Below are 11,592 nucleotides of genomic sequence, written 5' to 3' on the forward strand. Positions count from 1 at the left end.
GCGTTGGCGGGTGGGGGTGCTCGCCTCATTGTGGTGGGTGTGTGGGGGGCCGGCGGGGGCCACCTTCTCGGCCAAGGTCGGCCTGCCGGTGCTGACGCGTGCGTTCGGCATGCCGTTCCAGGCGGTGCAGTGGGTCGTGCTGGTTTATTTGCTGGCCATCACGACGACGGTCGTCAGCGCCGGCAGGCTGGGCGACCTGATCGGCCGGCGACGCCTGATGCTGGCGGGCCTGGCGCTGTTTACCGTCGCCTGCGCCGTGTGCGGCGCGGCTCCCGGCCTTTGGATCCTGGTGGCCGCGCGCGCGGCGCAAGGGCTGGGCGCGGCGGTGATGATGGCGTTGACCATGGCCTTTGTCAGCGAGGCGGTTCCGCCGGGCCGGGCGGGCAGCGCCATGGGTCTGCTGGGCACGATGTCGGCCGCCGGCACCGCGCTGGGACCCGCGCTGGGCGGCGCGCTCATTTCCGGGGCGGGTTGGCGGGCGATCTTCCTGGTCAGCGTTCCCCTGGGTGTGCTGGCGTGCTGGCTGGCCTGGCGCCATCTGCCCGCCGACGGCGCGCGGTCCCCGCGCAGGGCGGGCCGGTTCGATGGGCAGGGCAGCGCGCTCCTGGCAATGACGCTGGCGGCCTATGCGTTGTCGATGACGTTGGGACGGGGCGGCTTCGGGTGGGGCAATGGCGTACTGCTGGCGACGGCGGCGGCCGGCGCGGGCTTGTTCGTGAGGCTTGAATCCAGGGCCGCGCATCCGCTGATTCGGCCGGCGCTGTTCGGCAGCGCCGGTCTGGCGGGAGGCTTCGCGGCCAGCGCGCGGGTCGCGACGGTGATGATGGCGACCTTGGTGGTGGGCCCTTTCTATCTGGCGGGCGCCCTGGGGCTGGACGCCGCGCGGGTCGGGCTGGCGATGTCTTGCGGCCCGGTGGTGGCCGCGCTGGCCGGCATTCCCGCGGGCCGTTGCGTGGATCGCTTCGGCGCCCGGCCGATGACGTTGGCCGCCCTGTCCGCGATGGCGCTGGCGTCGGCGACGCTGCCGATGGCGTCCGCGACGTTCGGTGTCGTGGGCTATGTCGTCTTGCTGGGCATGATCACCGCGGGCTATGCGCTGTTCCAGGCGGCCAACAACACCGCCGTGATGGCGGGCGTGAATGGGGAAGAGCGGGGCGCCGTGTCGGGCTTGCTGAATTTGTCGCGCAACCTCGGGCTGATCACCGGGGCGTCGGCGATGGGGGCGGTGTTCGCCGCCGGGTCCGGGGCGGTGGAGGTGACGGCCGCGCCTGCCGAGTCGATCGCGGCCGGGTTGCGCGCGGTGTTTGCAGTCGCCGCGATGTTGATCGTACTGGCCGCGGCAGCTACGGTGGCAGGCCGCAAGAGGCCCGCCGCCGTCCGGCCTTAGCCTTACTCCGCCTTCAGCCCTGCCTGTTCGATCAGCGGCTGCCACTTCAGGCGTTCGCTGCGGGCGAACGCCGCCAGTTCCTCGGGCGAGCCGCCGCCCGGTTCATGGCCCAGGTCCAGCAGCTTCTGCCGCACTTCGGGCCGCGCCAGGATCTTCGTCAGATCGTCGTTCAGCCGCTTCACGGCCGCGGGCGGGGTGCCCTTGGGCGCATACAGCCCGTTCCAGGCGATGACCTGGAAGCCGTCCAAGCCCTGCGCCGCCACGGACTGCACGCCGGGCAGCAGGGCCGATTCCTTCAGCGAGGTCACCGCCAGCGGGCGCAGCTTGCCGCTGGTGATGAACGAGCGCGCGGCGCTGACGGTGTCGATGCCCACCTGCACCTGTCCGCCCAGCAGGTCGGTCGTGGCGGTGGCCGATCCCTTGTAGGGGATGCCCCGGATGCTGCCCACGCCCTGTTGCTTGAGCAGTTCGTAGACCAGCCGCGCGGTGGTGCTGGGCATGCCGACGTTGACGCTGTCCGGCTTGGCCTTGGCGGTGTTGCGCAGGTCGGCCAGGCTGGCGTAGGGCGATGCCGGGGTGGTCAGCAGCACCATGGGAAAGGAGCTGACCAGCATGACGGGGGCGAAGTCCTTCTCCGGGTCGAAGGACGTGGACGCGTACATGAACTGGTTCAGCACGTGCGTGCCGTTGGTGCCCATCAGCAGGGTGTAGCCGTCGGGCGCGGCGCGCGCGGCCTCGGCGGCGCCGATGTTGCCGCCCGCGCCGGGACGGTTTTCGACGATGAAGGGCTGGCCCAGGTCCCGGGCCAGGTACTCGGCCAGGTAGCGCGCCGCGACGTCGGTGCCCTGGCCGGCCTGGTAGGGCACGATGATCTTGACGGGCTTGGAGGGGTAACTGTCGGCGGCCGCGGCGGGCTGCGCGAACATGAGCGGCGCCGCGAGCGCGGCGATGAGGCGTAGTGTCTTCATGGTGGTCTCCTCGATTTTTTATTTGGCTGCATCGGGTTGCGGCTAGGGCTTCGGTGGAGGCCAGCGCGGCAGGATGCCCAGTTCCTTCAGCGCCGCGATTTGTGATTCGTCGAGGCCGGCCTCCCGGAGGACCTCGTCGGTGTGCTGCCCGTAAGCGGGCGGCAGGCGGTCAACGCGGGCAGGCGCCCGCGACAGCCGGACCGCCGGCCCGATGCCGTGATAGCCATCGCGGTCGACGCGCATGCCGCGATGGGCGGTGTGCGCCTGGGCGAAGGCTTCCGGTATGGTGTTGACGGGTCCGGCGGGTACGCCGAGCCGCATCAGTTCGGCGCATAGCGCTTCGCGCGGCCGTGACGCCAGCGCGTGCTCGATGGCGTCACGCAAGGCATCGCGGTGCGCCAGCCGCGACCGGTTGGTGGCAAAGCGCGCATCGTCCGGCAACGAGGCCAGGCCCGCGTAGTCGCAGAACCGGCGGAACTGGCGGTCGTTCACGACGCCCAGGAAAATTTCGCCGTCGCTGCAGGCATAGCGGTCGTAGGGCGCGATGTTGGGATGCGCGCTGCCCAGCAGGCCGGGGGCCTGCTGCGTGTGCATCCAGTTGGCGGCATGCGGCACCAGCAGGCTGAGCGCCGTGTCGAACAGGGCGACTTCAACCCGCTGGCCCAGGCCGGTGCGCGCGCGGTGGTACAGCGCCAGCAGGATGCCCGACTGCGCGGTGTAGCCGGTCAGGTGATCGACGATGGGCACGCCGACGCGGGTGGGGCCGCTGGCCGGGTCGCCGTTCACGCTCATCAGGCCGCACATGGCCTGCAGCACGGCGTCGTAGCCGGGCAAGCCGCCCAGCGGGCCGTCCTCGCCGAAGCCCGTGATGGAGCAGTGGATAAGCTGCGGGTAGCGGGGTTTCAGGTCCGCCTCGTAGTCCAGCCCCCACCTGGCCATCGTGCCCGGGATGTAGTTCTCGATCAGCACGTCGGCGTCTTCCAGCAAGGCCAGGAGCACGTCGCGGCCCGCCGCCCTGGAAAGGTCCAGTCCGATGGCGCGCTTGCCCCGGTTGACCGCCGTGAAGTAGGCGGCGGCGCCATCCTCATTGACCGGCGGCCCTAGCGTGCGCGTCTCGTCGCCGCCGGGCGGCTCGACCTTGATGACGTCCGCGCCCTGGTCCGCCAGCATCTGCGAGCACAGCGGCCCCGCCAGCACGCGCGACAGGTCGATGACGCGCAGGCCCTCCAGCGCGCCCCGGGCAGGGGCGGCGGGGGCGGGTGCAGCTTGTTCCGATGAATCAGACATCGCCCACCTCGAGTTGGTGATTTCCGCCGGTCAGCCGCGGGTAGGCAATTCCACCACGCCCGACCCCAGCACGGAAAGCTCGTCGTCCTGGTTGCGCGCTTCCTGTTCGATCTCGACCAGATGGCGGCCGTCTTCCACGTACTTGCGCACGACCTTGCCCTTGAAGAACAGCATGTCGCCCTCGGGGTTGTGGCGGCGGATCTTGCAGGTGGACTTGCGCAGAAAGCCCGCGTCGCCCATCCAGTTGGTCAGGTGGTGCGTCAGCCACGAGTTGCGCTCGGGACCGTAGTCGTAGGCGCCCGGCGCGCCGACTTCCAGCGCGAAGTCCTCTTCCCAGTGGACGCGCTCGGGCACGTCGGGGATGCCGAAGCGGTTGGTGATGCCGACGCCCGGGTGCGCGTCGATCAGCTGCCACGCGAGCTTGTTGGCGCGGATGTACAGGCCGCCCCAGCCCTGCGCGTAAGCGATGAAGCCGGTCACCGTCATCGGACCCTTGAACATCACGGGCAGCGCTTCGCCTTCCTTCACGTCTTCCCAGTAGCGCGGCGTGGCGCCGCGCACTTCTTCCTGGGCGTAGAGCTTGTAGGCTTCCTTGATTTCCTCGGGGCTGTAGCGGCGCGGCTCGCGGGCGCGCACTTCCTTGTACTTGCTGCCCTGTTCGCGGGCATGGTCGCGCTCGGTGCGGAAGCACCAGCTATCGGCCTCGGCCACCTTGTCGCCGTCCTGGTTGAAGAAGTCCACGTGGTAGATCTGCTGCACGGCGCGGCCGGCGAAGCGGGTCTGGTGTTCGATCAGGTTCTTCAGGTGCGCTTCGGTCGAAATGGTGTCGTTGCGCCGGACGTTCTTGTGCCAGGTCCAGTCCGCGCCGGACCACATGGCGTGCACGCCGGGCAGGCCGCCCACGTAGCCCGAGACGATGCGGCTGGTGGAAAACAGGAAGCTGGGCAGGGCAATGATGCCGCCGTACTGGGTCTTGGCCGCGTACTCGGGGTCGGTCCACAGCGGATTGTCGTCGCCGATGCCGTGTGCGTAGTGGCGGATGTTGTCGCGCGTGGCTTCGTAGCACCAGGGCTCGGCGGTGGCGCCGATCTTGATGCCGATGCGTTCGCGCAGCTCGTCCAGCCCGCGTTCGGTGATCTTGGGGAAGCTTCTTTCGGTCTTGGCCTGGGTCAGCATGATGTCTCCTGGGGGTAATGGCGTGGTCGCTAAGCGTGGGCGGCGCCCGCGGGCGTCGGGGCGGGGGACGCAAGCTCTTGCTCGCGCAATTTCCTGCGATGAATCTTTCCGGCGGGCGTCTTGGGCAGTTCGGCCACGAACACCACCTGGCGCGGGTATTCGTGCTGGGCCAGGCGGCTGCGCACGGCGTCCTGGATTTCTTCGACGAAGGCCGGGTCGCCGGGGCGCGCGGACACCACGAAGGCCTTGACCACCTGGCCGCGCAAGGCGTCCGGCACGCCGATGGCGGCGGCCTCGGCCACGTCGCGGTGCTTGAGGATGGCGTCTTCGATCTCGACCGCGCTCATGGTCCAGCCGGCCGAGATGATGACGTCGTCGGCGCGACCGCCATGCCAGAAGTAGCCGTCTTCGTCGACCCGTCCCAGGTCCTTGGTGGCGACCCAGGCGTCGCGGCGCCAGAGTTTCAGTTCGCCGGTTTCGCGGGGCGCGCAGGGCTGGCCAGCGGCGTCCTGAACCTGCACGCGCAGGCCGGGCACGGGCTTGCCCAACGAGCCGGACTTGACGGCGAAGTCGGGCGCGCCGGGGTAGTTGACAAGGCAGACCCCGATTTCCGTGGTGCCGTACATGCTGCAGACGGGCCGCCCGAAGGTGGCTTCGACGAAGGCGGAGGTTTCGCTGTCGATGGGTTCGCCGGTAAAGGAGACCTTGTCCAGGCGGTAGCGGTAGCGGCCGGCCGCGCCGCAGTTGCGCATCATCCGGTAGTGCGTGGCGGCGGCCGAGATGTTGTTGAAGCCGTGGTCCTGCAGCGCCTGCAGCAGGCGTTCGGCGTTGAACTTGCCGGCGTAGGCGCCGATGGTCACGCCCAGGGCCAGCGGCGCCAGCGTGCCGTGCCACAGGCCGTGCCCCCAGGCCGGGGACGACGGGCACATGAAGCGGTCGCCGGGGCGCACGCCCGTGCCGTACAGCGCGGCCAGCATCAGCGTGACGAGCGCGCGGTGGGTGTGCTTGACGGCGTCGGGCAGTTCGCGGGTGGTGCCGGACGTGTATTGGAAGATGGCCAGGTCGTCGGCCCGCGTGCGGCACTCGTAGCGGGACGGATAGGCGGCGAGTGAACCGATGAACGCCTCGTCGGCGATGACGATGCGCATGTCGTCAGCGCCCGCGGCCAGCGGCGCCTTGTCGGCGTTGGTCACCAGCATGCTGGGCTTGCAGTCCTGCACGCGCAGCCGGATGCCGTCGGGGCCGAACAGCGTGAAGAGCGGCACCGCGATGGCGCCCATCTTCATGGCGCCGAACATGGCGACATAGAACGGGAGCGAGGGTTCCAGCATCACGGCCACGCGGTCGCCGGGCTGCACGCCCTGTTCGGCGAGGTAGTGGGCGAAGCGGGAGGAATCCTCCGAAATCTGGCGGAACGAGTAGGCCTCGTCGCCGCCCGCGGCGCGCACCAGGATGATCGCCGGCTGCGTCTTGGCCACATGCCGGTCGATGCATTCGTGGGCGATGTTCATGAAGTCGCGGTCGCCGTCGAAAAGCTCCCAGAGCTTTTCCGGCGAGCAAAGCGCCTGGGCGTCGGCGTAAGAAAGGGTCTCGGTCAGCTTCGTCATTTCGTCGCACCTGTGGGATTCGGCAACCTGTTGAAGCCACTATGCGCGCCGCAAAATAAATTGTCAATGACGTTTATTGATTGTATATATACAATTATCGGACCATCGAAGCCATCGGCAGGAGCGGCACGCAAGGTATGCTTGCCGCAATAAAACGGAGAACCAGATGAGCGAAACCAGTACCCAGGAACCCGCGGCAGCCGCGGGCCCGCGCGTTCGGCCCGTGCCGGCGGTGACGCGTTCGATCGCGATCCTGCGCCTCTTGGGCAGGGGCGGCGAACCGATGACGCTGAAGGCGATTTCGCAGGAACTGGGCATGGTGACCAGCACCTGCCTGCACATTCTTCGCGTGCTGGTCGAGGAAGGGCTGGTCAAGGTCGACACCGGCGCCAAGCGCTACAGCCTGGGCGTGGGCATGCTGACGCTGGCGCGCAGCGTCATCGAAAGCAATCCGTTTCCCGCGCTGGCGCAGCCGGTGCTGGACCGGATCGCGGCGGCGGCCAACGTCACCGCCATCGGCGTCGAAGTCTCGGGCAGCGACCACATGGTGGTGCTGGCCCTGTCGCGATCCACGGCGCCGTTCCGCCTGCACGTGGACGTGGGCAGCCGCTTTCCCGCGCTGATCAGCGCCACGGGCCGCTTGGTGGCCGCATTCTCCGAGTTCTCGGACAAGGAGCTGGAGCGCCGCTTCAAGGCGCTGCGCTGGGACCAGGCGCCCGAATTCGCGGCGTGGAAGGCGGACGTGGACGCGGTGCGGCGTCAGGGCTACAGCGTGGACCGCAACAACTACATCAACGGCGTCGTCGTGATCGCGGTGCCGGTGTTCGACAGCCACCAGCGCATGACGCATGCGCTGGTGGCCGCGGGCCTGGCCGAACAGCTGGATGCGGCGCGCGTCGAATCGCTGGCCCGCGAGCTGCAGGACGAGGCGGGCGCGTTGTCGCACCTGCTGGCCGCAAGGAACTGACCGCATGAGCGCGACGCCGATCCCCGAATCGTCCATCCCGGAAGGCTGGCGCAAGAAAGTCCTGCCGGGATTCGCGGGCCTGATCGGCCCGCTGTGGGTGCGCAAGGAAGCGGATGGCTGGGCCTACGGCTTGCAGGCCACGGGCGATCACCTGAATCCCGCGGGCGTGGTGCACGGCGGCTTGCTGACCGCGCTGCTGGACCACGCGCTCAGCGCCATCGCGTGGGAAGCGCTGGGCCGGCGCGCCTGCGTCACGGTGCAGTTGGACACGCATTTCCTGGCCGCGGCGCGCGAGGGGCAGTTTCTGGAGGTGCGCGGCCGGGTCTTGCGCGCGACGTCCAGCCTTGTCTTCATGCAGGGCGAACTGAGCGTCGCCGACAGCGTGGTGGCCACGGGCACGGCGGTGCTCAAGGCGCTGGGAAGCGCACCTGGCGCGCCCTGAACTCGCGGCGGCCCGGCGGGGCGCGCCGCCGGGGGCATCAGATCATGGTCTTCCCGCTGCGGCGCGCGACGCGGATGTCCTTCCATAGCGTGACGCACAGGATCGCGAGAATGGCGGCCGAAATCGTCGGCCAGATCAGAAAGTAGGCGGTCAACAGCATTGCAGTCTCCTGGTGGTGCAAGGGGGCGGGTCAGGCTTTGGCCGATGCGCCGGCGGGCGCCAACGCCGGATCGTGCGCGGCCTCGGCCTGCCCGCGATGGAACGAGGTGACGCGTTCGCTCAGCAGGCCGAAGTCGAAGCGCTCGCGGTTGCGCAGGCTCAAGGCCACGCAGACGGTGGCGCTGACGCCATAGGCGGTCAGGGATCCCATCAGCACGATGTAGTCGCGCAGATTGCCAAGGAAGGCGGGCAGCATGGCCGCCGCGCCCAGCACACCCACGACGATGGCGGCCGTGCGCCCGAAAAAGCCGAACGCCATCAGCCCCAGCACCACGCCGCCGCCAATCGCCGAGCAGACCTCGAAAAACACGGCGACGGCGCCCGTGATCGGCAGCAGTTCGAAGCGTACGACGGTGAACAGCAAGACCGCGGCCAGCACCGACGCGACGAAGGCCCGGTTGTCGACGCGGTCCCAGTAGAAACTGGCGATCACGGGAAAAACGATGGCGCCCCACAGCGCGCCGACGAACACCAGCATGACCAGGATGTCCAGGCGCAGGCTGGCGAAAATCACGCCGATCATCGTGGCTGCGATCATGGTGGCACGGCCCCACCACAGCATGCGCCGCGGATCGGGCCTGCCGCGCGCGATGTTCTTGGCGTAGACGTCGGTCATGACGATGGCGGACAGGGCGGCCAGATCGGAGTCGGCGGTGGAGGACAGCGAGCCCACCACCAGCAGGAAGAACAGGGCAATGCCGAAGGGCGGCAGATACGTCGAGGCCATTTGCGGAATGATGTTGTTCATGTCGCCGCCGGCCGGTTCCAGTCCCGTGAACAACGCCAGGAGGCCCAGCATGCCCAGGCCGATGACCACGGCGCCATAGCCGACCGTGGCCGTCAGGAAGGTGGGTTTGATCAGGTCTTCGCGCACGGCGAAAAGGCGCTGGGCGATGGTCTGGTTGCCGATCGCGTAGGCCAGCACCGCCACGAAATAGGGCGCGCCCTGTTCCATGATCGCCTTGGTGGAATAGAAGTCCGCCTGGTCGCTGTCCAGCCGCCACATGTTGGCCTGCAGCAGGTCGGGCCCGCCGGCGTTGAAGAAAATCAGCGGGATGATGATGACGGCGGCGATGATCATCGCGGCAAGCTGCGCGAAATCGGTCATGACCGACGTGCGAAAGCCCGACCACAGGGTGTAGGACAGCACGCCCAGTCCCGCGATGAGCACGCCCTGGATGAAACTGAGCGGACTGAGGATGGACACCAGCGCGCCCGCCGCCGTGAAGTTCACCATCAGGCTGATGCAGCTTCCCACGATGTTCGACACCGCCATGATCATCTGGCTGGAAGCCCCGTGGCGCGCGTGGATCACCTCGGCCAAGGTGTGCGCCTTGGGCGCCAGTTGACGGAACCGCCTGCCGAAGGGATAGATGAAGAGAATCATCAGCGCGCCCCAGAAGCCGTAGTGCAGCGGGCCGGACAGGCCGTATTTGAAGCCGGACGTGGCGCTGGCGTAGAACGAGGCGGCCCATATCCAGGTGGCGATCATGCTGGCGGCCGACAGGCCGAAGCCGACCGCGTTGTTCGACACCATGTAGCCGTCCACATTCTCGTGCTTTTCTCCGATGAACAGCGACATGAGGAAGGTGGCGCCGTAAAAACCGGCCAGCAGCAGGATGGCGGTGGTCGCCGATAACTGGAAGAAAACTGTCTCTTGCATTGTGTGGGTCCTTACTCCTCGGCAGCCATGCCGAGCTTGCGCCGTGGCTGCTTGAGCGCCGTTTCCGCGGAGTGCGATGGGCGGCGGGCCTGCCCATGGCCAGGACGAAACACCAGCGGACCGCGGGCCTGGCGTGTGCGTTTGGAGCGCGCGGTCGCGTGCCTGCCCGGCCGGGCGGCGGATGGCGGCCCGGATTGGACAGGGTCAAGACACACCGTATCGGTGCCTTGCTGCGGCATGAGGCCCGCGTGCGGCCAACAGGGCGCCGCCGACACGGATGGGGCTCAATGCGGTGAGCAGTGGTCCTGCCGGGTGGGCAGGGGGTTGTTCCGCAGCCGCCGGCCGTGGGGCCTGGGCTGGGCAATGGTGTTTCGGCGCTGGCGCCGGGCCGCTGTTCGCGGCCTTGTGACGGTTGCCCCCGATGGCGAAGCCTCGGTGGGGCCGGTGATGAGTGACAACAGACCGAAAGTATAGGGGCGGATGCGGATGGCGTCCAGTCGGGGCCGGTCCGAAAACGAAAATTGCGAGCCTTTGCTCGCGGCTCGCAATACTTGAAAACCTGCCTGAAACGCGGGGAAAACCGCGCGCGGCCGCGCCGCGCTCAGAAGTCCCCGCGCGGCCGCGCCCGGCTCAGAAGCCCTCGCGCGGCACGTGCACGCGGCCTTCCATCAGCACCCGCGCGCTGCGGCTCATGAGGGCCTTGGTGACCTTCCATTCGCCGTCGACCAGCTGGGCCTGCGCGCCCACGCGCAGCGTGCCAGACGGATGGCCGAAGCAGACGTTGTCGCGTTCGCCGCCGCCCGCGGCCAGGTTGACCAGCGTGCCGGGCACGGCGGCCGCGGTGGCGATGGCGACCGAGGCGGTGCCCATCATGGCGTGGTGCAGCTTGCCCATGGACAGGGCGCGCACCAGCACGTCGATGTCGCCCGTGCCGATCCGCTTGCCGCTGGACGACACGTATTCCTTCGGGGGCGCGACGAATGCGACCTTGGGCGTGTGTTGGCGGCTGGCCGCTTCGGCGATGTCCTTGATCAGGCCCATGCGCAGCGCGCCGTGCGCGCGGATGGTCTCGAAGCGCGCCAGCGCGGCGGCGTCGCCGTTGATGTCGTCCTGCAGTTCCGTGCCGTTGTAGCCCAGGGCCGCGGCCTCCAGGAAAATCGTGGGAATGCCGGAATTGATCATCGTGGCCTTGAACGTGCCCACGCCGGGCACTTCCAGGTCGTCGACCAGCTTGCCCGTGGGGAACATCGAGCCGCCGTCGCCTTCCTCGGCCGGGTCCATGAATTCCAGGCGCAGCTCGGCGGCCGGGAAGGTCACGCCGTCCAGTTCGAAGTCGCCGGTTTCCTGCACCGCGCCGCCGGTGATGGGCACGTGCGCGATGATGGTCTTCTGGATGTTCGCCTGCCAGATTCGCACCACGGCCACGCCGTCCTGCGGAATGCGGGCCGCGTCGACCAGGCCGTTGGCGATGGCGAAGGGGCCGACCGCCGCGGACAGGTTGCCGCAGTTGCCGCTCCAGTCCACGAAGGGCTTGTCGATGGAGACCTGGCCGAACAGGTAGTCCACGTCATGGTCCGGGCGCGTGCTTTTGGCGACGATGACGGTCTTGCTGGTGCTGGACGTGGCGGCGCCCATGCCGTCGATCTGCTTGCCGTAGGGATCGGGGCTGCCGATCACGCGCATCAGCAGCGCGTCGCGCGCGGCGCCGGGCGCGCGCGCGGATTCGGGCAGGTCGTCCAGCTTGAAGAACACGCCTTTGCTGGTGCCGCCTCGCATGTAGGTGGCGGCGATCTTGATTTGAGGTGCATGTGCCATAGAGCAGTCCTGAAGTGTCGGGTGTCGGGCGGCGGGCGCCGCGGCGCCCGCCTGTCGGAAC

10 protein-coding genes are annotated in these 11,592 nt (G+C 68.7%); 3 read left to right on the forward strand and 7 right to left on the reverse strand.

Annotation, left to right across the window (positions count from 1 at the left end; translation table 11 throughout):
• A partial coding sequence (locus tag ABE485_RS17810) for an MFS transporter (RefSeq protein WP_430795438.1) occupies positions 1–1,387 on the forward strand: 1,387 nt, incomplete at its 5' end.
• Between the two features lie 2 nt (positions 1,388–1,389).
• Here the strand turns inward: ABE485_RS17810 and ABE485_RS17815 are convergent.
• Genes ABE485_RS17815 through ABE485_RS17830 form a run of 4 tightly spaced genes read right to left on the reverse strand, consistent with a single transcriptional unit; the run spans position 1,390 to position 6,425 of the window.
• Positions 1,390–2,355, reverse strand: coding sequence for a Bug family tripartite tricarboxylate transporter substrate binding protein (locus tag ABE485_RS17815; protein WP_346516597.1), 966 nt, complete (start codon positions 2,353–2,355; stop codon positions 1,390–1,392).
• A gap of 42 nt (positions 2,356–2,397) precedes the next feature.
• Positions 2,398–3,642: a CaiB/BaiF CoA transferase family protein gene (locus ABE485_RS17820; RefSeq protein WP_346516598.1), complete on the reverse strand. Its 1,245-nt coding sequence runs from the start codon at positions 3,640–3,642 to the stop codon at positions 2,398–2,400.
• Positions 3,643–3,672: 30 nt separating this feature from the next.
• Positions 3,673–4,818 carry an FAS1-like dehydratase domain-containing protein gene (locus ABE485_RS17825; protein WP_346516599.1) on the reverse strand — a complete coding sequence of 382 codons (1,146 nt, stop codon included), beginning with the start codon at positions 4,816–4,818 and terminating at the stop codon, positions 3,673–3,675.
• A gap of 29 nt (positions 4,819–4,847) precedes the next feature.
• Positions 4,848–6,425, reverse strand: a complete 1,578-nt coding sequence (locus ABE485_RS17830) for an acyl-CoA synthetase (RefSeq protein WP_346516600.1) — start codon at positions 6,423–6,425, stop codon at positions 4,848–4,850.
• A 166-nt stretch (positions 6,426–6,591) separates the two neighbouring features.
• On the opposite strand from ABE485_RS17830, the gene ABE485_RS17835 reads away from it, so the two are divergent.
• Both ABE485_RS17835 and ABE485_RS17840 read left to right on the forward strand, forming a co-directional pair.
• Complete coding sequence (locus ABE485_RS17835; RefSeq protein ID WP_346516601.1) at positions 6,592–7,392, forward strand: IclR family transcriptional regulator; 801 nt, start codon at positions 6,592–6,594, stop codon at positions 7,390–7,392.
• Positions 7,393–7,396: 4 nt separating this feature from the next.
• Positions 7,397–7,834 carry a PaaI family thioesterase gene (locus ABE485_RS17840; protein WP_346516602.1) on the forward strand — a complete coding sequence of 146 codons (438 nt, stop codon included), beginning with the start codon at positions 7,397–7,399 and terminating at the stop codon, positions 7,832–7,834.
• A 37-nt stretch (positions 7,835–7,871) separates the two neighbouring features.
• Here ABE485_RS17840 and ABE485_RS17845 read toward each other — a convergent pair whose 3' ends face one another.
• From ABE485_RS17845 to prpF, 3 genes are all read right to left on the reverse strand, one after another.
• Complete coding sequence (locus tag ABE485_RS17845; protein ID WP_346516603.1) at positions 7,872–7,994, reverse strand: putative transporter small subunit; 123 nt, start codon at positions 7,992–7,994, stop codon at positions 7,872–7,874.
• A 30-nt stretch (positions 7,995–8,024) separates the two neighbouring features.
• Complete coding sequence (locus ABE485_RS17850) at positions 8,025–9,716, reverse strand: sodium:solute symporter family protein (protein ID WP_346516604.1); 1,692 nt, start codon at positions 9,714–9,716, stop codon at positions 8,025–8,027.
• A 630-nt stretch (positions 9,717–10,346) separates the two neighbouring features.
• Positions 10,347–11,531, reverse strand: a complete 1,185-nt coding sequence (prpF, locus tag ABE485_RS17855) for a 2-methylaconitate cis-trans isomerase PrpF (RefSeq protein ID WP_346516605.1) — start codon at positions 11,529–11,531, stop codon at positions 10,347–10,349.
• Positions 11,532–11,592 lie beyond the last annotated feature (61 nt).

The sequence above is a fragment of the Achromobacter spanius genome, from assembly GCF_039673305.1.
Lineage (GTDB): Bacteria > Pseudomonadota > Gammaproteobacteria > Burkholderiales > Burkholderiaceae_B > Achromobacter > Achromobacter spanius_F.

Excerpts from the sequence above, each read along its gene's own strand:
- ABE485_RS17820 (WP_346516598.1), bottom strand. The coding sequence starts at position 3,642 with ATGTCTGATTCATCGGAACAAGCTGCACCCGCCCCCGCCGCCCCTGCC.
- ABE485_RS17825 (WP_346516599.1), bottom strand. The coding sequence starts at position 4,818 with ATGCTGACCCAGGCCAAGACCGAAAGAAGCTTCCCCAAGATCACCGAA.
- ABE485_RS17840 (WP_346516602.1), top strand. The coding sequence starts at position 7,397 with ATGAGCGCGACGCCGATCCCCGAATCGTCCATCCCGGAAGGCTGGCGC.
- ABE485_RS17830 (WP_346516600.1), bottom strand. The coding sequence starts at position 6,425 with ATGACGAAGCTGACCGAGACCCTTTCTTACGCCGACGCCCAGGCGCTT.
- prpF (WP_346516605.1), bottom strand. The coding sequence starts at position 11,531 with ATGGCACATGCACCTCAAATCAAGATCGCCGCCACCTACATGCGAGGC.
- ABE485_RS17845 (WP_346516603.1), bottom strand. The coding sequence starts at position 7,994 with ATGCTGTTGACCGCCTACTTTCTGATCTGGCCGACGATTTCGGCCGCC.
- ABE485_RS17850 (WP_346516604.1), bottom strand. The coding sequence starts at position 9,716 with ATGCAAGAGACAGTTTTCTTCCAGTTATCGGCGACCACCGCCATCCTG.
- ABE485_RS17815 (WP_346516597.1), bottom strand. The coding sequence starts at position 2,355 with ATGAAGACACTACGCCTCATCGCCGCGCTCGCGGCGCCGCTCATGTTC.
- ABE485_RS17835 (WP_346516601.1), top strand. The coding sequence starts at position 6,592 with ATGAGCGAAACCAGTACCCAGGAACCCGCGGCAGCCGCGGGCCCGCGC.